Origin of the sequence: Proteus sp. GOKU (assembly GCF_015475555.1) — a bacterium.
Taxonomy (GTDB): Bacteria; Pseudomonadota; Gammaproteobacteria; order Enterobacterales; family Enterobacteriaceae; genus Proteus; species Proteus mirabilis_B.
In genome coordinates this window covers 3,962,448-3,985,224 of the sequence record NZ_CP034105.1, presented here as the reverse complement: position 1 = coordinate 3,985,224, position 22,777 = coordinate 3,962,448, and the positions used below count along the sequence as shown (strand labels likewise).

At 37.0% G+C, this 22,777-nt stretch carries 19 protein-coding genes; 12 read left to right on the top strand and 7 right to left on the bottom strand.

Annotated features, from left to right (window positions below; genetic code table 11):
* Window positions 1-342 precede the first annotated feature (342 nt).
* The 10 genes from EHE21_RS18190 (at window position 343) to EHE21_RS18145 (ending at window position 11,202) form a co-directional block, all read left to right on the top strand.
* The gene (locus tag EHE21_RS18190) at window positions 343-1,500 is read left to right on the top strand and encodes an N-acetylneuraminate epimerase (RefSeq protein ID WP_194951464.1); all 1,158 of its coding nucleotides are present in this window, start codon (window positions 343-345) and stop codon (window positions 1,498-1,500) included.
* An 82-nt stretch (window positions 1,501-1,582) separates the two neighbouring features.
* Window positions 1,583-2,278, top strand: a complete 696-nt coding sequence (locus EHE21_RS18185) for an oligogalacturonate-specific porin KdgM family protein (protein WP_194951463.1) — start codon at window positions 1,583-1,585, stop codon at window positions 2,276-2,278.
* A 208-nt stretch (window positions 2,279-2,486) separates the two neighbouring features.
* Window positions 2,487-3,185, top strand: a complete 699-nt coding sequence (locus EHE21_RS18180) for an N-acetylmannosamine-6-phosphate 2-epimerase (protein ID WP_088494243.1) — start codon at window positions 2,487-2,489, stop codon at window positions 3,183-3,185.
* Window positions 3,182-4,051, top strand: a complete 870-nt coding sequence (gene nanK / locus EHE21_RS18175) for an N-acetylmannosamine kinase (protein WP_194951462.1) — start codon at window positions 3,182-3,184, stop codon at window positions 4,049-4,051. The genes EHE21_RS18180 and nanK overlap by 4 nt, the downstream gene beginning before the upstream one ends.
* A gap of 51 nt (window positions 4,052-4,102) precedes the next feature.
* Window positions 4,103-5,593, top strand: a complete 1,491-nt coding sequence (locus tag EHE21_RS18170) for a sodium:solute symporter (RefSeq protein ID WP_088494245.1) — start codon at window positions 4,103-4,105, stop codon at window positions 5,591-5,593.
* A gap of 13 nt (window positions 5,594-5,606) precedes the next feature.
* On the top strand, window positions 5,607-6,080 hold the full coding sequence (gene nanQ, locus EHE21_RS18165) for an N-acetylneuraminate anomerase (RefSeq protein ID WP_194951461.1): 474 nt from the start codon (window positions 5,607-5,609) through the stop codon (window positions 6,078-6,080).
* A gap of 189 nt (window positions 6,081-6,269) precedes the next feature.
* On the top strand, window positions 6,270-7,157 hold the full coding sequence (locus EHE21_RS18160; RefSeq protein WP_088494247.1) for a MurR/RpiR family transcriptional regulator: 888 nt from the start codon (window positions 6,270-6,272) through the stop codon (window positions 7,155-7,157).
* A gap of 172 nt (window positions 7,158-7,329) precedes the next feature.
* Window positions 7,330-8,220, top strand: a complete 891-nt coding sequence (locus EHE21_RS18155; protein WP_194951460.1) for a dihydrodipicolinate synthase family protein — start codon at window positions 7,330-7,332, stop codon at window positions 8,218-8,220.
* A gap of 180 nt (window positions 8,221-8,400) precedes the next feature.
* Window positions 8,401-9,117 carry a hypothetical protein gene (locus EHE21_RS18150; RefSeq protein WP_194951459.1) on the top strand — a complete coding sequence of 239 codons (717 nt, stop codon included), beginning with the start codon at window positions 8,401-8,403 and terminating at the stop codon, window positions 9,115-9,117.
* A 102-nt stretch (window positions 9,118-9,219) separates the two neighbouring features.
* Window positions 9,220-11,202, top strand: coding sequence for an acyltransferase family protein (locus EHE21_RS18145; RefSeq protein WP_194951458.1), 1,983 nt, complete (start codon window positions 9,220-9,222; stop codon window positions 11,200-11,202).
* A gap of 82 nt (window positions 11,203-11,284) precedes the next feature.
* Here EHE21_RS18145 and EHE21_RS18140 read toward each other — a convergent pair whose 3' ends face one another.
* The 3 genes from EHE21_RS18140 to EHE21_RS18130 are packed head-to-tail and all read right to left on the bottom strand — an operon-like array spanning window position 11,285 to window position 14,115.
* On the bottom strand, window positions 11,285-11,998 hold the full coding sequence (locus EHE21_RS18140; RefSeq protein WP_088494251.1) for an MgtC/SapB family protein: 714 nt from the start codon (window positions 11,996-11,998) through the stop codon (window positions 11,285-11,287).
* A 34-nt stretch (window positions 11,999-12,032) separates the two neighbouring features.
* The gene (locus EHE21_RS18135) at window positions 12,033-13,280 is read right to left on the bottom strand and encodes an MFS transporter (protein WP_194952716.1); all 1,248 of its coding nucleotides are present in this window, start codon (window positions 13,278-13,280) and stop codon (window positions 12,033-12,035) included.
* A gap of 13 nt (window positions 13,281-13,293) precedes the next feature.
* Window positions 13,294-14,115 (bottom strand): MBL fold metallo-hydrolase, encoded by an 822-nt coding sequence (locus EHE21_RS18130; RefSeq protein WP_006534465.1) that lies wholly within the window; start codon window positions 14,113-14,115, stop codon window positions 13,294-13,296.
* 345 nt (window positions 14,116-14,460) lie between these two features.
* Here EHE21_RS18130 and EHE21_RS18125 point away from each other — a divergent pair, with 345 nt between their 5' ends.
* Window positions 14,461-16,668, top strand: coding sequence for an extracellular solute-binding protein (locus EHE21_RS18125; protein WP_194951457.1), 2,208 nt, complete (start codon window positions 14,461-14,463; stop codon window positions 16,666-16,668).
* A gap of 57 nt (window positions 16,669-16,725) precedes the next feature.
* On the opposite strand, the gene ytfE is transcribed toward EHE21_RS18125, so the two are convergent.
* From ytfE to norV, 3 genes are all read right to left on the bottom strand, one after another.
* Window positions 16,726-17,388, bottom strand: a complete 663-nt coding sequence (gene ytfE, locus EHE21_RS18120) for an iron-sulfur cluster repair protein YtfE (protein ID WP_194951456.1) — start codon at window positions 17,386-17,388, stop codon at window positions 16,726-16,728.
* A 356-nt stretch (window positions 17,389-17,744) separates the two neighbouring features.
* On the bottom strand, window positions 17,745-18,899 hold the full coding sequence (gene norW, locus EHE21_RS18115) for an NADH:flavorubredoxin reductase NorW (protein WP_194951455.1): 1,155 nt from the start codon (window positions 18,897-18,899) through the stop codon (window positions 17,745-17,747).
* On the bottom strand, window positions 18,896-20,344 hold the full coding sequence (norV, locus tag EHE21_RS18110; RefSeq protein WP_194951454.1) for an anaerobic nitric oxide reductase flavorubredoxin: 1,449 nt from the start codon (window positions 20,342-20,344) through the stop codon (window positions 18,896-18,898). Before norV ends, norW begins: the two co-directional genes overlap by 4 nt.
* 190 nt (window positions 20,345-20,534) lie before the next feature.
* Here norV and norR point away from each other — a divergent pair, with 190 nt between their 5' ends.
* A complete protein-coding gene (gene norR / locus EHE21_RS18105; protein ID WP_194951453.1) occupies window positions 20,535-22,052 on the top strand; it encodes a nitric oxide reductase transcriptional regulator NorR in 1,518 nt (505 codons plus the stop codon).
* A gap of 98 nt (window positions 22,053-22,150) precedes the next feature.
* On the opposite strand, the gene dmsD is transcribed toward norR, so the two are convergent.
* Entirely contained in the window at window positions 22,151-22,720 is a 570-nt protein-coding gene (gene dmsD, locus EHE21_RS18100; protein WP_194951452.1) for a Tat proofreading chaperone DmsD, read from the bottom strand.
* Window positions 22,721-22,777: the final 57 nt, after the last annotated feature.

The following is a 22,777-nucleotide window of genomic DNA, read 5'->3' as shown; positions in this document are numbered from 1 at the left end:
AAAATGAGCATTTAATTGATTAAAAAGACTCTTGAAATAAAACTCCATTTTTACCTGTGTCATAAAATTTTTTTACTGTAAAAGAATTAACATTATATTCTGCATAAAATCTCAATAATAAATTATTGAGACTGTTTTCTATTCTATTGTCAGATTTTTATTCCTAAATTTGATTTAAAGAAAGTTGTAAAAATATAAGATTAAAAAATAGACATTTTGATCGCCTTCACAATTCAGAAAAGATCGATTTGAAGTTTAACTCCGAAAATAATTATATATTGGAGTGATATTTAAGATACAAGAAAAAACCCTACTTGATGACAATAATAAGAGCTAATAAGTATGAACAGAATAAAGAAAATATCTTACTCCTGTCTTTCTGTAATGCTAGTGTCGGCAATATTCACGTCTACTAGTTTTGCAGAAAAACTACCTAATTTACCTGTAACATTTAAAAGTGGTGCTGGAACAATCAGCGAAAATGTTATTTATGTTGGTTTGGGTACAGCGGGAAAATCATGGTATAAGCTTGATCTCAATCGTTCGACAAAACAATGGGAAAGAATAGCAGACTTTCCTGGAACACCAAGAGATCAATCTATTGCTCTAGAATTAAATAATAATATTTATATTTTTGGTGGAGCAGGAAAAGAAAATGAAAATAGCGAAACAATTAGTGCGCTTACAGATGTTTATCGCTATTTACCAAAAGAAAATAAATGGGAAAAGGTCAACACTCGAGCACCTTATGGATTAGTAGGGCATACGGGAGTTAATATTAACAATGATCAGGCTATTATTCTTGGTGGAGTTAATCAACAAATCTTTGACGGTTATTTCGTTGATTTAAATCGTACTAAATTGAATGAATCTGAAAGTAAAAAAATCACTAGTGATTATTTTAATAAGCCAGCTGAAGGTTATTTTTTTAATCGAAATATAATGGAATATAATGCTGAAAATAATCAATGGCGATTATTAGGTACTACGCCATTTAATGGAACAGCAGGCTCTGCATTAGCTTATGATGGCAATAAAATCACTTTAATCAATGGTGAAATAAAGCCAGGATTACGCACCAGTGAAGTGCAAACCGCCACATTAAAAAACAATCAATTACAATGGAATTCTGTTGCTCAGAAATTACCTGATCCTATGTCTAATCAGCCGCAGGACGGTTTAGCTGGTGCGTTTGCCGGTTACAGTATGCACACTTTACTTGTTGCTGGCGGGGCAAATTTTCCGGGAGCTCAGGCAAACTATTCACAGCAACATTACTTTGCACATCAAGGATTAGAAAAGACATGGCATAAAGAAATTTATGGCTTTATTAATAATCAATGGAAAATCATTGGTGAATTACCTCTTCCTCTTGGTTATGGCGTTACTGTTTCACATGATAATTCACTTTATTTAATTGGAGGCGAAACAAATAAGGGTGAAGCTGTTAATTCAGTTATTACTTTAACGATGAAAGATAAACAATTAATTATTGAATAATCTCTTCCTAAATATAAATTAAAATAATTCATAAAGATCTCCTTTGTTAATACAGGGGATCTCACCTTTTTGGAAAACTATTATGCTAAATAAAAAGAAGAAACTTTTATTGTCATGCTGTACTTTATTAATGTCATCTCAATTATATGCGACTACATTAGACTTTCGTCATGAATATGCAGACTCTACTCGAATTAATAAAGATAGAGTTGCATTTATTCACTCTTTTTCAAATGGTGTTGGTTTCTATATTGATGCTAGCGTTAAATCGGGTGGTGTAGATGGTGAGAAAGATAAACTGTTTAGTGATGTTGTTAATAATGCTATTGAAATGGGATTAAGTTATAACTATAAAATAAATAATCATATTACATTACAGCCTGGTCTTATTTTTGAAACTGTAACAGATACTTCTATATATAAACCCTATTTAAAAGCACAATATAACTTTGATAATGGGTTATATATTGCAGGACGTTATCGTTTTGATTATGCCCGTAAAACAAAACAAGGTGTTGATGATGAAAAAACAAATCGTCTTGATGGTTTTATAGGTTATAAATATAACAAATTTAAAGTGGAATATGATTATACTCAAATGTATAGCGACGCCATAAAATATGATAATAAAAAACGCAATTATGAGCATAACGTCGCTTTCTCTTATCAACTCAACAGTACTTTCACACCTTATATTGAAGTTGGCAATATGGCTGTAAGCCCTCTTAGTGATGCTCGCCAGACACGTTATCGAGTTGGGTTGCAGTTTCATTTCTAATTTAAGTTAAGTAATGCGGAATAAAAAAGAAGAAGAGTGGTGGAAACATCACTCTACTTTTATTTTATTTATTTATCAGTAAGTTGTGAGTCATTGATTATTGTTTGATCTTCTTCACAAATTACTGTTTCTCTGGTTGAGAAATTAAACTCCGTAAAATACTATAATTTGGAGTTACATTTCAAAAGAAGAGAGCAGTGAGTTCAAAATGGCGCTAATTGAAAAGATGACTAAAGATATTCAACAAAAAGGTGGACTGATTGTGTCTTGCCAGCCTGTTGATAATAGCCCAATGGATAAGCCAGAGATTGTTGCTGCAATGGCTCAAGCCGCGGTAAATGCAGGAGCAATCGCAGTGCGTATTGAGGGAATTGATAATTTAAGAGCAACTCGTCCTCTTATTGATGTGCCGATTATTGGCATTGTGAAGCGTGATTTACCTGATAGCCCTGTAAGGATCACTCCGTGGCTTAGTGATGTTGATGACTTGGCTAAAGCGGGTGCTGATATTATTGCTTTTGATGGTACTGATCGTGTGCGTCCTGTACCAGTGAAAACACTATTAGATCATATTCATCGTTTAGGAAGATTGGCGATGGCAGATTGTGCCACCTTTGACGAAGGCATGTATTGCCAAGAGTTAGGCACTGAATTTATTGGTTCAACGATGTCGGGCTATACCGGTGGTGAGATACCAAAGCTACCTGATTTACAACTTGTCACCGCATTGGCTGAAAAGGGATGCCGAGTGATTGCTGAAGGGCGTTATAACACACCAATGATTGCCGCAAGAGGAATGCAAGCTGGTGCTTGGGCTGTCACGGTAGGCTCTGCATTAACGCGCCTTGAGCATGTCTGTGATTGGTTTACTCAGGCATTAAAGTGGCAGCAGGAGTTAGATAAATGAATACATTAGCAATTGATATTGGAGGAACAAAAATTTCGGCGGCACTAATTAGTCGAGATAACCAATTGACACAACATACTCAGATAGCCACACCAGCAAGTGCATCACCAACGCAACTTTATAAAGCTTTAGTTGATATTACTACACCACTAAAAAGCTATGCAGATAGTGTTGCTGTCGCATCAACAGGGATTATTTGTAATGGCATTTTGACCGCATTGAATCCAGATAATTTAGGTGGACTAAAAGGTTTTCCTTTAAAAGAAACACTCATCGCACTTACAGGATTGCCTTGTTGGCTACTCAATGATGCTCAAGCAGCTACATGGGCTGAATATGATCATCGTCGTGAAACGATTTCTGATATGGCATTTATTACTGTATCGACAGGTGTTGGTGGTGGCGTTATTCAACAAGGACAACTCTTTACAGGAAAACGAGGTATTGCAGGTCATTTAGGTCACACGCTTGCCGATCCTCATGGCCCACTTTGTGGTTGTGGTCGCTATGGTTGTGTTGAAGCCATCGCTTCTGGTCGTGCAATTGCGTCGCAAGCGACACAGGAGCTTGCTGGAAAAGATGCAAAAGCGATTTTTGCTGCCTTTCACCAGGGAAATTCACAAGCAAAATCAATTATTGAACGTTCAGCAAACACTATTGCAAATTTGGTGACCGATATTAAAGCCACAACGGATGCTGATTGTGTCGTTCTTGGTGGAAGCGTTGGGTTGGCAAAGGGATATATCGAACTCGTTCAAGCTGCCCAGATAAAGCAACCAGTTGCATTACAAGTGCCGATATTATCGGCCCACTATCATCATGATGCCGGGCTCTGGGGCGCTGTCCTTTGGGCTAGAGAGCAATAAAAAAACTGTCGTAAAACTTACCTTTTACCCTACATATGGCAGGACTAAAAAATGCAATTACATGATTTTGGTTTTATTAACTATGCAGTGCTGTTTGGTTATTTAGCTGCAATGTTACTCGTGGGTGTTTATTTCTCTAAACGCCAAAAAACAGCGGATGATTATTTTCGTGGAGGTGGTCGAGTTCCAGGTTGGGCAGCAGGGGTTTCTGTTTTTGCGACTACTTTAAGTTCTATTACTTTTATGTCGATCCCAGCAAAAGCTTATACTTCCGACTGGACTTTTATTATCGGGCAATATTTGGCTATCGCTATTTTGCCATTAGTTTTTTATTTTTATATTCCTTTCTTTAGAAAATTAAAAATCACTTCGGCTTATGAATATTTAGAAGCACGTTTTGATGTACGCAGTCGTTTATTTGCCAGCCTTTCATTTATGTTATTCCATATTGGTCGGGTTGCCATTATTACTTATTTAACTGTACTTGCTCTACGCCCTTTTATGGGTATCGATCCTGTTGTCTTAATCGTACTAATTAGCTTGCTCTGTATTATTTATACTTGGATGGGCGGCATTGAGGGTGTTATTTGGACAGACGTTATTCAAGGGTTATTACTTTCAGGTGGTGCAGTTCTTATTTTTATTATGATCTGCTTTAAAGTTGATGGTGGATTTACTGAAATTTTCACTGCAACATCACAAGCTGATAAATTCTTTCCTACGACTCAATTTCGTTGGAGTTGGACTGATAGCACCATCCCTGTTTTGATGATCGGTTTTTTATTCGCTAATATTCAACAATTTACAGCAAGTCAGGATGTTGTACAGCGCTATATTGTGACGGATTCCATTGAAGAAACAAAACGTACACTGATAACAAATGCAAAATTAGTTGCCATTATTCCTATCTTCTTCTTTGCTATTGGATCTGCCTTGTTTGTGTATTACAAACAGAATCCTAATTTTTTACCAGAAGGCTTTAATACAGGAGGTATTTTACCTCTGTTTATTGTGACTGAAATGCCTGTCGGCATTGCTGGATTAATTATTGCAGCTATTTTTGCCGCTGCTCAATCTAGTATTTCGAGTAGCTTAAACAGTATATCAAGCTGTTTTAATTCTGATATCTACACTCGTTTAAGTAAGTCTGAACGCAGTGCCGAACAAAAAATGAAAGTCGCAAGATTAGTCATTATTGTTGCTGGCGTCTTTAGTAGCTTGGCTGCAATTTGGTTAGTTTTATCTGATGAGTCCGAAATTTGGGATGCCTTTAATAGTCTGATTGGTTTAATGGGTGGCCCAATGACCGGTTTGTTTATGCTGGGTATTTTTGTCAAACGTGCAAATGCAGGTAGTGCAGTTGTCGGGATCATTGTCAGTATTATTGCAGTATTAGCTGCGCGTTATGGCAGTGATCTTAATTTCTTCTTCTACGGAGTGATTGGCGCGATGTCTGTTGTTATTGCAGGAACAATTACAGCACCGCTTTTCGCATCAGCAAAACAAATTTCATTAGATGATAGTGAAACATCAGGAAACTAATAGGGAAAAATCTATGTTATTTGGGCACATATCAGATTTGGCTACAATGCCAGAAATGAATCCCGCGTTGCGTGATGCGGTGGAAAAAGCATTAGCACTTGATCCCGCTTCACTTGCTCCAGGTAGTTATAAAATCGATGGTGAAACGCTATTTATGAATGTAATGACGTTTGAAACACAGCCTCGTGAACAGAAGCGAGCTGAGTTACACCAGCGTTATATTGATATTCAAATATTGCTTAGTGGTGAAGAAATTATTGATTTTGGTATACAGGGTTCTGCTCAAAGTGTAACGCCTTATAATGAGGCTGATGATTACCAACTAACCGATACAATAATAGGTCAACAAACCTTAACGCTTTCATCAAGCATGTTTGCTGTTTTTATGCCCTATGAACCTCATAAACCAGGAATTTCGGCTGAAAAGGGTGCAAACACACTGAAGAAAGTCGTTGTTAAGTTAGATGTCACTGCATTGACTGACTAATAATTACTATTTTTATTAAGCGCTTTATTTCTGATGTATCAGTAAGTTGTATTCTGATGCTATTAAGGAATAAAGCGTTTTTTATTATCATATTATTGTATGAGCAAGGCTTTTTTTAACCTGTTGGAATTGGTACTCTTGTTGGCAGAATTTTTTTCCGTGTATCTTCTGCAACCAAGGATAATCTCCATGACAGAACAGGCAACGACTCGATTAAAGCCGGGTAAAATACTTGATACGCTAGGCGCAATGAAAAATAGTCTAACGCGAGTATCACAGCGTATTGCAGACTATATCCTGTTCCATCCTACAGAAGTTACTCAACTCTCTATTGCTCAACTTTCACAAGCGACAAAAGCGGGTGAAGCGACGGTTGTGCGTTTTTGCCGTACATTGGGTTATAAAGGGTTTCAAGATTTTAAAATGGATTTGGCGATTGAAATGGCGACCTCTGATAATGAAGAGTCACCTATTCTTGATGCAGAAGTGACCCATCAAGACGATATCCATACCATTGGTTTAAAACTTCAAGCAACGATTAATAACGTACTATCAGAGACATTGAATCTGCTCGATATGAAGCAAGTTCAAGGTGCTGTAAATGCTTTATTATCAGCAAATTATATTTTTATTTGTGGTGTTGGCTCTTCAGGAATTACAGCAGAAGATTTAAAAAATAAACTTATGCGAATTGGTTATCGTGTTGATGCTGTTACAAATAACCACTTTATGTATATGCAAGCTTCGTTATTAAAACCAGGCGATGTGGCTATTGGAATTAGCCATTCCGGTAATTCTCCTGAAACGGTCCATGCTCTTAAATTAGCTAAAGAAGCAGGAGCCAGCACGATCGCATTGACTCATAATTTAGGCTCACAAATTATGGAGTATGCTGATCATCATTTAATTAATGGTAACCGACAAGGGAAACTGCAAGGTGACTCTATTGGTACAAAAACAGCACAACTCTTTGTATTAGATCTTCTTTATACGCTATTAGTGCAAGCTCAGCCTGATATGGTTAAAGAGCAAAAATTGCGAACATTGAATGCGTTAAAACAGACTCACTCCGCATAAGTTTATCTCTACATTGTGTGATTTTTAGTGAAAATTGGCTAAAGATCACACTTTCATTTTTCTCTTCCTTTAATGCTCATTTCGTTATTGCGTTCTGAAGTATTGCTCCCTAATATAGAGTTAAGCTCCATAAAATTAATAGAAAAGAAATTAACCTCCAAAGGAAGTTATCATGAACAAACTCTCTGGACTGATTGCCGCACCTCATACTCCTTTTGCAACTGATGGTAGCGTTAATTATTCTGTCATTGATGAAATAGCAAAACACCTAATTGCAAGTGGTGTGACAGGTGCTTATGTATTAGGAACAACAGGCGAAGGTATTCATTGTTCTGTTGAAGAACGTAAGAAAGTAGCTGAACGCTGGGTTAATGCAAGTCAGGGTAAACTTGATCTTATTATTCATACAGGTGCATTAAGTATTGCTGATACGCTAGAACTTGCTCGCCATGCCGAAACCTTAGATATCAAAGCAACATCCGTTATTGGCCCTTGTTTCTTCAAACCGGGTAATGTTGATGATCTTGTAGAATATTGTCGTTTGGCCGCTGCTAGCGCACCTTCTAAAGGTTTTTACTATTATCACTCCACCATGTCAGGTTTAAATATTGATATGGAAAAATTCCTACAAGTAGCGGGTAAAACAATACCTAATTTATCTGGTATGAAATTTAATTCCCCGGATATGTATGAATTCCAGCGTTGCTTACGCGTAGATGGCGGAAAGTACGATGTTCCATTTGGTGTTGATGAATTTATTCCTGCTGGATTAGCCTGTGGTGCATCAAGCGCTGTCGGTAGTACATATAACTATGCTGCGCCATTATATCTTGAAATTATTGAAAAATTTAAAGCTGGTGATCATGAAGGCGTTACCGCTTGCATGGATAAAGTAATTGCGATTATTCGTGTTTTAGTCGAGTACGGCGGTGTTGCAGCTGGAAAAGTAGCAATGCAGTTACATGGTATTGATGTAGGCTCTCCTCGTCGTCCACTACGCCCAATGACCGCAGAGCAAAAAGCCGATGCATTAGCGAAGTTTAAAGCGGCTGATTTTCTGTAATCAATTTAGCTTTAATTGAATTATTTATAGATAGACCCATTTTTTAACATCTCTCCCCCTTTGATGTGACAGTGGCTTTTAGAAGAAAGCCACTTTTTTATTATTGACTCTAAAACTTGATTTTAAATGCCACTCAAACCAAAGTACGAGTTACTATTTTATTCTTATTAAGGTGTACGGATGGCATACGAATTCCTGACACAAGCAACACTCAAAAAACTGGCAACGGGTGAAACTTGGCAACGGCAATTAAATAACGAAAGTATTATTGATGTCAGCTTAAATGCAGGGCAATTAATGATTTCTCAGCCTGAAGTTGAGGAAAGCTTTATTCCTTTTAGTCAGAAACTAATAGCTTATTGCGAACAGCTTGCGCTTAAATTTCCCTTTATTGAATTTACTCAGCAACAAGAATTTCACTCCACATTATTAACGATTTTTAATCAACAAAATGAGCAGTTTAAACTGCAACGGCCCGTATTATTATCGTGGTGTCATGAGATTGCAAAAACCTTTAATCAAATAAAAAGTATCGAAATTTTATTTAATAACGTTGTACTTACATCCAATGGTAGTTTGATATTAACGGGTATCTCAGAGGAATTAACACGCTTTAGGCAGCAGATTTATCAGCAAATCCCAATTGAGAGTGCACTTCATAAAGACATTATTCATATCACGCTTGGGCGATTAGGTGAAAATACGTCATCAACAGAAATGAAGCAGCTTTATGATGAGTTAGAGCAAAACCGATCATCATTAATGCATCATACTATTAATACCCCAATCATTATTCGACATCCAAAATTTGTGGTAAGCAAAGGTTCGCTTTCATCTGAAGTGCAATTAGGTTTAACGATGGAATTTAATCAGTTATGGCCATTTCGGTGCTATTAATATTAAGTATTAAATAGCTATTTATCTTTTTGTGACTAAAGCGATATAGCTAATTAGTATATAATCCAGCGATTCTTTTTATTCGGATTATGTGTTTGGATTATGAATGTCAAATATCGTGCTGATGTAGATGGTTTAAGAGCGGTCGCTGTTATTCTGGTTATCCTTTTTCATTTGGATAATCGCTTAATTCCGTCTGGGTTTATTGGTGTTGATATTTTTTTTGTGATCTCTGGTTTTTTGATTTCGCTGATAATTAAAACTTCATTGTCACAAGGTAATTTTTCATTTCGTGATTTTTATAATCGTCGATTATGGCGATTACAACCACTTTATCTTGTTGTATTAATTTCAGTTCTAGTGATTTCTGGGCTTTTTTACCTACCTAGTGATTATTTAGATATTACAAATAGCGAGAAATATGCCTCAGCCTTTCTCTCTAATAAATATTTTGCGAGAGCGACAACCAGCTATGCAGCGCAAGATGCACTCTTTTTACCGTTATTGCATACATGGTCTTTAGCGATAGAGTGGCAATGGTATCTTTTTTTACCTTTTGCACTTTATTTTCTACATAAAATCAATGCAAAAGAAAGGATTAATCATTTTTATCTAGTGGTGTTAGTCACTGCTATTTCATTTATTCTGGTGTTTTATTACCAAAAAGATCAACCGAAAAACTACTACTATTTTAGTACGCGGATATTCGAATTTATGTTGGGAGCTTGTGTTGCCTACTTCCCAACAAAGATAAAACCTAATCAAAGAATAAATGACGTTATTAGCTTAATTGCGTTAGGTGTTATTGTTTGGGTTGCATTTCAAAACGATATTATTGCAGGTTATCCGAACCTTAATACGTTGTATGTTTGTCTTGGTGCTGCGCTAATCATTTATACCGGACAACATGGAAGCATTATTGAAAAAATACTCTCACTAAAGCCAATCGTGATTATCGGGTTATTATCTTTCTCTCTCTATTTATGGCATTGGCCATTATTTGCAGTTGCACGTTATATTGGTGTGTTTAATACAGAACTGCAAAAGGGATCGATGTTAGCATTAACCTTATTGCTATCGATTAGCTCTTATTTTCTGATTGAAAAACCGTTTAGAAGAAAGCGCTTAGCCTTTAAATATTCCATCACTCTCTTATTAATTATTCCTATTTTATTTGCTTTTGGGCTAAATGCATTGAATGAAAAATATCAAGGTATTGGAGCAAGGCTTGGTCAAAATTACGTTAATTTAGAAGAAAAATTGAATCAGTTTGATTATCCCAATCGAACTAAATGTATGAATTTTGAAGCCACTGATCCAGATAAAATGTGCCATATTGGTGAAGTAGGAAGTCAGAAAAAAGCCTTTTTATTTGGTGATTCTCATGCAAATCATTATTGGGGCTTTATGGATATTTTGGGTAAAGACGCCAAGATAGATGTATATGCACAAGCAACTTCATCGTGTATTACGCTTCCTAATATTTATCTTTATGACTGGTCTAATCATAAAAATACAGTTTATCAACGTTGTTACGATCAAACGGCGAAATATTATCAACTTATCAAGAATAGCCACTTCGATTATGTAATATTTGGGCAAGTTTGGAATAACTACGCGTCAAATCATGTCATTAATAAGATAGGTGATGTTAGAACCGTTGAAGAGTCTCGCAAACGTGTTGAGAAAGCGATGCGTGAAGCTCTTGATATGATTATTGCCACGGGCGCTAAACCTGTTTTTATTAAAACAGTCAATTCTATGCCAAGTGGTTTTATGACCTGTTTTTATGAAAATGCAAAATTAAGAAAGGATTTTGCAGATAATAACTGTAACCCAAAAAACTATAAAGGTGAGGGAAACACATGGATGAACCAGTTATTTGCCAAGTTAAAAAAGGACTATCCGACTTTAATTATCATCGACCCTAAAGACGTGCAGTGTGATAAAAATGTCTGTCTAACCGATATAGAAGGTGTGCCAGTTTATCGTGATGTAGGACATATTACAGACTATGCTTCAACAATCTTTGGCATGATGTATTTAGAACGTTTTGGTAATCCGTTAGTCGTGAAAAATCCTTAATAAGACAATTAATCGATCATCAAAATAATAAAAAAGTGCGCAGTTATCTTAGATAAAGCGCACTTTTTATTTTTTGAGTATATTAATGATCCAAAGAAACAGAATGAACATGTTCAAGCTGTTTTAATGAGCAATAAAATTCGGGTAAGGTAATTTTTTGCCGAACTAACAGTTTCAAGTTCACTTCAACGCGCTCTTTTTTAATATCGCGAATAGTCAGATTCTCAATGACATCTTTATGGCTTTTTAAATACTCAATTAAAAGAGGAACACCGCTTTCATGAGTAAATAACATGCGCACTTTAATCTTACCTAAGCGTTGGTTTTTCATCTGAAATAGCACCACTTGCGGGCTAAGTTGAATAGCCATAAAAAAGAGAACAGTCACAATCATGGCATGCCAATAAAAACCTGAACCACAAGCAATACCCACACCTGCTGAAGCCCATACTATGGCTGCGGTCGTCAGACCTGAAATTGCATCATCACGTCGATGTAATATAACGCCAGCGCCAAGAAAGCCGACACCGCTGATAATTTGTGCCGCTAATCTCATGGGATCACTACGAATATTGTCTGAAATATTGGCGTAATATTCTGCAGATTGAATAGAGACAATGGTTAATAAACAACTGGCAACGGCAATAATGACACAGGTTTTAAAACCGACAGGTTTTCCCTTTGATTCACGCTCTAAGCCAATAAGGCCACCCAAAATAAAGGCGGCCAGTAATTTAGCGATACTTGATAGTGATAAAGGGCCAATGCTGCCAACAAACTGAATTAATGCGTCCACGGTTTGCTCCTAACGTTGGCCTATTATTCTAAGACTAAGGAGTTACTGCACCTTCTGGTGCTTTCTTGTCTTCGTTATTTTTCTTTTTACTCACATCATCTTTAAAGAAGAAGATAAAGAATAGGGTGACAACGGCGGCAACGATTGCTGGATATATCCAGAATGTTGACCACTGTGGTAATGCAGCATCACCTGTTTCTGTTACGGTTGAATTAAAGATTTGACCACAAATAGTGGAAGCAAATAATAAGCCGAAACCATTAGAGACAATAAAGCGTAGGCCTTGTGCTTGAGCACGTATTTCCGGTTTGGCTTTGCGGTCAACATAGATATCACCAGCAGTAAAGAAGAAGTCCCAACATAATCCCTGTAACATTAATCCGATAACGATAAAATAAAACTCTGTATTTACCGCGGCATAAGAGAAGAATATTGAGCGAATGATCCAGCTAACAGCACCTAAAAGTAATGTAATTTTGAAGCCAAACTTCATTAAGAAGAATGACAATACGAACATAAACAGAACTTCACAGGCTATACCTATTTGCATAATAGACGCCGCGTTATTAAAACCTAATGCTTTAATAAAAACGGGAATATAAGCGGAGTAAGCTGTTTTTGGGATCATTAAAATAAAGATACTAAACATTAAGATAGCGAAATAACGATCTTTAAATAATGAAAGCGCATCTAAACATAAAATATCACGAGTAGAGAATGGCTTACCTTTTGCTTTCGGTGGCGTGTTAGGTAAGGTAAAGCAGTAGAAACCAAGTAAAACACCCACAGCAGAAGCGATATACCAAGTCATCGTACTACCAGAGAAGCCCATTTCACCTAATATAAATCCGATAGCCATAAAACCAAACGTACCGAATACACGAATAATAGGGAAATATTTCACGCCATTAATATGGGAGAAACTAATACTATTTGAAAGCGCAGTTGTTGGATAAAATAATAATCCAATAATGAAAATTAAGAATAAAGTCATGCCACTGTTTTGTGCTTCAATAAATTGAGGAACACAAATAATGACTGCGGCATTAATTAAATGAAGGATGCCCATGACTTTTTGTGAAGCAAAGAAACGGTCAGCCACCATACCAATAAATAATGGGGAGATAATGGTAGCGACACCTAATAAAGCGTAGGCATTACCAATAATGCTTGCCATACCATAGCTACTTAATACCAGCCCCATAGTCATATTCCACGCACCTTGCATGAAATATTGCACAAACATCATTATCAGTAAGCGAGAGGTTATTTTCATATCCATCATCGTTCTCCTCTTAATTTGTTTCTAACGTTAATCCGTCGTAGGCAACGCGGATATTATGAGGAGCACAAACAGCTTCTAATTCGTGATGAAGCAATTTGCCGCTATGTGAAATATGCGAAACGGCAATTTGTGTATCTTGATGTAAACAACCTTGCTGTTGCAGTTTTTCTTTCGCTGCAAATACCGTTTCTAGGCTCATATGATTATCGGTACGATCTTTACCATTGAGTCCATAAGTACATTCAAAAACAACGATATCTAGTGGTTTATTTTCTAACCATTTCCATGTTAATTCAGGGAACCAACCAGAATCATGTCCATAGAAAATAACCTTGCCATCTTTCTCAATATGATAAACATAGCAAAGTTCCCATTTCGCATGATTAGCGAGTAATGGTGTAATTTTATAGCCATTTCTTTCAACAGTAACAAAAGGAATTAAGCAGTGAAAAGCAAAACGCTCTTTGCTGTAACCAGGTAAAACTTCGATACAACCATTAATCGCGCGATCATTACCAAAAATATGAAGAGGATGGTTAATTTCAAAACCATAACCTTCCATTCGGCTAAACAAATCGCCAACATTGAAATGATCTGGGTGAGTGTGAGTGAACAGAAGGCTTTCAAAGTTGGTAGCATCCATTCCATCACGCATTAATTGGTAACTAAATGTAGGTGATACGTCGATTAACATAATGTCATCGACAATGGCAGAAGAGTGAGTTCTGATATCTTTCCCACCCAGTTCTCTTGCTTTCAGGCAGTGTTCACAACGGCAGAAGGGATTGGGTATGCCTTCTGAGGCAGCCGTCCCTAAAAAATGAAGTTTCATAAGAAATCCCCTTATCCTATTGTTTTATTATGATTTTATTAATTATCTGGTGTTGGCTATCTATAAGTTATAGATTAATTTGAACGTTCCAATAATAAAATGATGAAAATCATTTGCCAATAAATGAAGATCAGATCAGTGATCTCATTCAAATTAAATTTCTTATCATATTGATTAATATTGATATAGCTTTTAATTGATATTGATAATCATTTATTTTTGATAAGTAATAAACGCTTGTTTTATAAACAAATTAAAAATGGAACGTTCAAATCAATTAGCAGTAGTCGCGATAAATAATTCAGGTATGCTAGTGAAAGCAGAAATTGAGATGGAAAAAGGTCAATGGCAACGATTAAAGATATTGCAAAATTAGCGGGTGTCTCTCATGGAACAGTTTCTAACGTATTGAATAAACGTGGAAATGTGAGTGTTGAGAAAATTGAAGCTGTGTATCAAGCCGCCAAAAAAATGGGCTATCAATTAAATACGCAGGCTCAACTGTTAAGAACCAATAAAAGCCATAAAATTGCCATACTTCTACCTCAATTAGTCTCTGAAAAATATGCCGTTTTCTTTAATTCCTTAAGACAGTCTATTGCTCACTTTCCTGAGGTCACTTACGATCTTTTTTTAACTGATGATCTTGAAACTACAGAATTAGAGGCGTTACAGAAAATTGCAGCAGGTGGCTATAAACAAGTGATCACTGTTAGCTGTCTCAAAGATGCAAATATCTATTTTGACACGTTAAAATTACCGCCTTCTCAAGTTGCATTTGTTTATCGTGAACCTCTAAATACTCAACGATATTTCACACTCGATTTTGCTCAAGCAGCAGAAGCTATTTGCCAACAGATTGCAAAAACGACAGGTAAATTAGTGGGTATTTTTATGGGAAGTAGCGACTATTTAAATAATCAAAACTTTGCCAATGAATTACAAAATCGACTTTTAGAGAAGGCACCCAATAAGAAAAATGTGGTGCTTTGTGCGTCAGATGAAGAGAGTTATAAAATTGCGTTTGATTTCTTTTCTATGGAGCAAATCCCAGACATATTTATTGCTCAAGATATAGAGAAAGCACGTTATTTAACACAAGCCAGTTATTTCGGTAGCCATTATGATTGCCCTCCTATTTTTGCATTGAGCGACAATATTCCACCTGTACTAAAAGGGTTGTATTACTTTCCAATGAATTACGCTCAACTTGGGTTAGAAGTCATGGATGCATTAATGCAAGAAGAAGATGAAGGTGAAATAACTGAAAAGAATGTGACTTGTGTGCGTAATCAAAGTGACCATCTTTATACTTTAACTCCGGCAGTTATCAGTGAAGATAAAGCGGATATCAGTCTTAATTTACTGATTTTACCTAGCCCTTCAACCAGTGCATTAAAAAAGCTATTACCTCATTTTTATCGCCAAACAGGCATTAAAGTTAATTTAGCGATACACCCTTACGATGAAGTTTATCAAATATTAAGTCAGTTACATTTGCACCCATATTATGATTTATTGCGTATTGATATGGCTTGTTTTCCTTGGTTTGCAGAAAGAATATTACGGCCATTAGATAAAATCGGTAACGGATTAACAGACTTATTAAATAATTTTTCACTGCCTACTCAGCAGAAATTTAGTTTAGTGAATAATGTTGCTTACGCCATGCCTTTTGATGCCAGTGCGCAACTTTTGTTTTATCGGAAAGATTTGTTTGAAGATCCTATTTTAAAAAGAATGTATTACGAAAAAACAGGTAATGAGTTAACCGTACCGACAACATTTGAAGAATACGATAATGTGACGCAGTTTTTTACTGAACAACATGAAGAAGGACAATTAAGTCGTCCAATGGGAGCTTCAACAACATTGGGTAGTGCAGGGCTGATCGCAACAGAGTATTTATTACGTTATTACGCAAAAGGCGGGTGTTTAATAGGAAGTCATAATATTCCTAGATTGGAAATGCCTTTAGCAGGTGAAATATTAGAAGAATATTTAAAACAGTTGTCGATCACGGAGAATATTCATAATAAGTGGTGGAGTGAGTCGGTTAGACAATTTGAGCAAGGGCATCTCGCTATGCTTATCGCTTATATGAATTTATTTAACGATGTTGCTCATAGCAATATTTTACCTAAAACAGGTTTTGCACCTGTACCGGGAAGTATTCCGCAATTAGGCGGTGGCGTATTAGGGGTTTCGCGTTATAGCCAAAAATCACAATATGCAGAGCAATTTTATCGTTGGCTTTATTCCCCAATGGTTATGGATCACCTAATTTTATTAGGTGGAAACAGTAATCATCAAAATTTCAGTCATAACCAAGAAATTAGCCATCGTTATCCGTGGATGACATTGGCTTATCAAGAAATTAATAAGGGAATACGAGAATCATCAGTACCAAATGGCAAATTATTTAATTTACGCCAAGCAGAAACGATTATTGGGCAAGGTATTACTAATGTCGTTAATAATATTATGACGATAGACGAGACGATCGAATATATAAATCAGCGTTTGTTAATAGATACTCAAGGTGAGCGGTAGGTTTTACGGACCACTATAAAATAGCAGGGGATGATAAAATCCCCTGTATGTGAACTCTTATTCACCCGCTAATGCTCTTGGAAATAATAAGTTGTTTTCTAAGCTAATATGATTCATTAAATCGTCAATAAACTCATTAATACCATTATAAAGTACTCGCCATGTGGTGCAGGCTTCAGGTGGTGGTGTGACGTTTTTGGTAATAAATTTAATCACTTCAACAATTTCACCTGCATCATCATGTTCGTGTTCCATAACACTAATAGGAGCCCCAGCTTGGCTTCCCAATCCATTCTTTATCATAGGAAAGAGAATACGTTCCTCTTTCATCATATGGCTTGTTAGCTCTTCTAATAATAGTGTTAATTGGCGAGATAACCCTTTAGGGACAGTCGGTTTTGCTTCATGAACTCGTTCTACTTTTTCTGCTTGTAGAATAAGCTCCGGTAATTGTGCTCTGTGTTTGTCATGATAACGAACAATAATAAAATCAATAATTTCACTCAATGGTGCTTGTCGCCAATCTTTTTCTAATGGCTGTTCTGAAAGGGCAATTAATTTACTTTCAATTTCATCAATGTTGAGTCCTGCTTTCTCCGCAGATTTGCTTAATGTTCTTTTTCCTCCACAGCAGAAGTCGAGGTTATATTGGCGGAATATGGCACTGGCGCCAGAAATAGAGAGAGCCAGTTGGCCTAAAGGTTGATCACGTAAGTTCATAATTTCCTCGTCATACTTCAAGTTGCAGCGTTGTTGACTGCATTCATTCGCACTAGTCACATACTATTGTATGCTCCTAGCGGCTCGTTCATTTGTCGCCTAGCTGCACCTCGAATTATTTAGAGTGTTTCCTCGTCATACTTCAAGTTGTAGCGTTGTTGACTGCATTCATTCGCACTAGTCACATACTTATGTGTGCTCCTAGCAACTCATTCACTTGTCGCCTAGCTGCACCTCGAATTATTTAGAGTACCTACTCGTCATATTTCAAGTTGCAGCGTTGCTGGCTTTGTTTAGGGATATCACTATTCAAGTTATAGCGTTGCTGATTTTGTTTAGCGATATCACTGTTTAAATTAAGCGGACAGCGTTCTTAATAATGCAAAAGCTTCTTTTACTTGCTCTTCTGTGACCACAAAGGCGCGTAATACGTCGTTTTCATCAAAGCCTTTGGCGATAACACCCGATTGTGTTGTATTAATATTCCACGTTAAGTCATTACGAGCAGTTTCACCGGCAAGATGTAGTGGCATTAACGGTGTTTTCACCCGAATAATCATCGGTGGTAAATTAAGAGGTGCATTGTTTTCGCCCACAAGTGATTTTGCTAAATGCATCGCACTTAATTGTATTGGCTGTAAAAAGGGTAATAAATTACCGTTGATTTGTGCACAATCGCCCAAGGCATAAATATCGCTATTACTGCTTTGTAGATATTCATTCACAATAATCCCACGATCAGTATGCAAACCTGCAAGATGGGCAAGCTCTATATTTGGCGTGAGTCCTGTGGCAGCAATAACACAATCAACGGTTAATTGATGATGCTGGTTAAATGTCGCTAAAATACCGTTATCAGTTTGTGTTAATGACTGTAATGGTGATTTCAGCATTAATCGCACACCAATTTCAGTGAGGCTAGATTGCAAGCGTCCACTGAGATCGGAGGGGATCAGGGAAGATAATAATTGTCCTGAAATATCTGCAAGGATCACTTCTTTACCTGCCCGACTAAAGTCCATCGCTAATTCAGTACCAATTAAACCTGCACCTAAAATTAATACGCGCTTAGCTTGATGAATTTGTGCTTCATAAGTTCGATATTCTTGTTGGCTATTAAGCGTAAACATTAACTCATGGCCCGAAATAGCAGGGCAATAAGTTTTAGCGCCAGTCGCTAATACCAATTTATCGTAATACCATTGCTCACCTTGAGTGCTCTGAATACGTTTTTCATCCGTATTAATATCAACAATTTGTGTATAAGGATAAATGGCTAGTTGATATTGTTGCGCAAAGTCTTCAGCTGTTTGTTTTGTTAGATCATCCGCATTTTGAGCCTGACTAATAACATGGCTTAAATCCGGCTTGTTATATTCATCAATGCTGTCTGAGGCAATAAGGGTAATGGGAATATCTGCATTAAATTTGCGAATATTTTTGACTAATTGGCGCGCAGCAAACCCCGCACCAATAATCACAATCCCATTATTGAGAAGATCTGTACTCATTTTGCCTCCTTTGCAAGCGCATCAAAGACATCTTTTCCTAATGAGCATTCAGGACATAAGAAGCTATCAGGCACTTCGCTCCACGGCGTATTAGGTTGAACATTTTGCATTGGTTCACCTATTGCCGGATCGTAAATCCATTGGCACACACTACATTGCATACGTGGACCTAAATCGATAGCTTCAACACTTGTGGTAACTTCAGGTTGTGATGAGGTTGTACAACAAGATTGGGTCGCAGGAAGTGGCGCTAAAGCCCATTGACGTGCAATTTCACGGCCATACTCACGACAAATCTCTTGTGCTTGCATGTCTGGACGCCATTTGGTTTTTAGCGCTAGTGCGGTTTCAAATCCAGCATCCATTAAGCGGGTTTGAATACGGTCAACGGCACCACCATTCCAACCATAACTCCCAAAAGCAGCGGCTTTTTTATTACGAAAACGTAAGCCCGTCATCTCTTCAAGCATGGCGGCAATTTTTGGCATCATGACATTATTCATTGTTGATGAGCCAACAAGCACGCCTTTAGAACGAAATGCACTGGTGATAATGTCATTTTTATCACTTTTGGCGACGTTATAGCTTTTTACAAACACGTTAGGATCAATTTCATTGATACCTTGTGCAATGGCATCTGCCATCATACGGGTATTGTTAGACATGGTGTCATAGAAAATAGTGATGCGATCTTCTTGATAGTCTGCTGCCCATTTTAGATATAATTCAACGATTTGTGTTGGATTATCACGCCATACTACGCCGTGAGAAGTGGCAATCATATCGACAGGTAAATTAAAGCCTAAAATTTCATTAATCTTGGGTGTTACAAGGCGGCTAAATGGTGTCAATATATTGGCGTAATAGCGTTGGCATTGCTCAAATAATTCTGTTTGGTCAACTTCATCGTTAAATAAACGTTCATCACAATAGTGCTGACCAAAGGCATCATTACTAAATAAAATCGCGTCACCCGTTAAATAGGTCATCATGCTGTCAGGCCAATGTAGCATTGGCGTTTCAACAAAAATCAATTGCTTACCATTGCCAATATCAAGGCTATCGCCTGTTTTAACGATATTAAAATTCCATTCAGGGTGATGGTGATGACCATTGATTGAATCAATCGCATTTGCTGTGCAATAAATTGGGGTATTAGGAATAAAAGACATCAGCTCAGTAAGTGCGCCAGCATGATCTTCTTCTGCATGATTAATAATAATGTAATCAATCTCTTCCAGATTAATTTGAGCTCGTAAATTTTGTACAAACTCGCGACTAAATTTATGGTCAACTGTATCAATAAGGACATTCTTTTCTTCACGTATTAGGTAGCTGTTATAGCTACTTCCTAATAATGTTTTATATTCAGTACCATGAAAATCACGAACTTCCCAGTCACGTTGTCCAACCCAATTAACATTATTTTTAACATGAATAGCCATTTTGTATTGTTCCTTCTCATTAATCTTTTCATAGGGATATGTATAGATATAATCAAGAAGCGTGCCAGTTTTTATCTTGTTGTTTTAACTGGTTTTTTATTTTTGTGGTAATTTAAATATTGTCAATATGACTATCTTTATCATGTCAAAATGACCATAATAACAGTCATAATGACTATGAGGTGTTTTTATGGGCTTTTCCGTTGATGTACTGGCTAAAATTGCCATTGAGTTACAAAAAGATGTGGGTCATCAAGATAGGTTTCAGCGACTGGTGACCACGCTTCGGCAAGTGCTAAATTGCGATGCAGCCGCATTGCTTCGTTATGAGCCTCATCAATTTATTCCATTAGCCATAGATGGTCTTGTACCTGATGTTTTAGGTCGTCGATTTTTACTTGAAGGGCATCCTCGCCTTGAAACTATTGCGCGTGCGGGAGACGTGGTTCGCTTCCCTGCGGACAGCGATTTACCCGATCCTTATGATGGACTTATCCCAGATAGAGAGCATTTAAAAGTTCATGCTTGTGTGGGATTACCATTATTTGCAGGGCAAGATTTAATTGGTACGTTAACACTTGATGGAATGGACCCTCATCAGTTCGATACTTTTAGTGATGAAGAATTACGTTTAATTGCTGCATTAACCTCTGGTGCATTAAATAATGCGTTATTGATTGAGCAACTCGAAAATCAAAATATGTTATTTACGCCAACCAATACGTTTAAGCCTACAGTAAAAACAGAAATTATTGGTTTATCGCCTTCGATGATGCAACTGAAAAAAGAGATAGAAATTGTTGCCCCCGCAGATATGAATATTCTAGTGAGTGGAGAAACGGGAACGGGTAAAGAGCTGGTGGTAAAAGCCATTCATGAAATGTCTAATCGTGCAGATAATCCGTTAGTCTATTTAAATTGCGCGGCACTTCCTGAGAGTGTGGCAGAAAGTGAATTATTTGGGCATGTGAAGGGGGCTTTTACCGGCGCAATTAGCCATCGTAGTGGTAAATTTGAAATGGCAGATAATGGAACTTTATTTCTTGATGAAATAGGCGAATTATCATTATCACTCCAAGCTAAATTACTGCGTGTCTTACAATATGGTGATATTCAACGTATTGGTGATGATCGTAATTTACGCGTTAATGTGCGTGTATTAGCGGCAACGAATCGTGATTTATGGGAAGAAGTATTAGCGGGAAATTTTCGTGCCGATCTTTTCCATCGGTTAAGCATTTTTCCTTTACATGTTCCGCCATTACGAGAAAGAGATGAAGATATTTTGCTATTAGTAGGTTATTTCTGCGAGCAATATCGTCAGCGTTTTAATCTCACGCAAGTGATTATTAGTCCTGAATTACGTCTTTATTTATTACACTATTCTTGGCCAGGCAATGTGCGTGAATTAGAACATACCATTCATCGAGCAATTGTGTTGGCAAGAGCTGGAAATAAAACCGATAGCCTTATCTTACAAGTTAGCCATTTTGCTTTAGGGGCTGAAAATCCAGTTCACTCTACCTCTCAAACGTTACCTCCCGAAGACAAAAATCTAAAAGAAGCAACGGATGAATTTCAGCGAGATTTAATTAAACAAGCATTGCTACGTAATAACCAAAATTGGGCGGCAACGGCGCGAGAATTATCACTCGATCCCGCTAACTTACGTCGTTTAACCAAACGATTAGGATTAAAGTCGTCATAATTTAAAAAGAAATGTCTTAAACGAAAAAAGGTAATTTGGGTGCGTGGTCCAAATTACCTTAAATAATTATGTTAGGATGATAAGTTGTTAATAAATTTCTATTTTCTGAATGCGTTCACCGTGATGGTTACCAGTTCTGTTAATGTGCTATAAAATTGGCCATACCCACTCATTTTTAATTTATTTAAATAGTGAGGTAGCCATGTGGTCAAATGAAGGGATAATAATTCATTAACCGCTTCTTCTCTGTTTTCTGATGCTAATACCGCAGCTTGAAATAACATCAAACCGATATGATCAACAGGCTCTGGAAAAGGCGTGTTTACTTTTAAGCGTTCCCGTTTTAAAAACTCACTCAGTGCAAGGGTAGAATCCCCTTGTAATAAGCCTTCAGGATCTAAATAGACTGAGCCCCAAGGGGGGGCTGGCAATGCATTAGGACCAACAAAAAGATTTTGCCATTGGGTTTTTAATTGCTCTGTATCGATAGAAACAGAATCAATTAAACGTTCACACAAGCGGCTTTCAATTTTACAAGGCCACTGTGCTGCAAAATCCCCAGTTTTAAAAAAGTTGAGTGCCGTTTTATTGGTGTCATCATCAGGTGGGAATAAATAACAAATTCCCAATAAATTAAATGCAGCCGCATAATAAGAGAGTCTGCTCATAATTTTTGATACTTCCTTAAACAAACCCCAATTAATGAGGTTTGTTTTTTATTATTT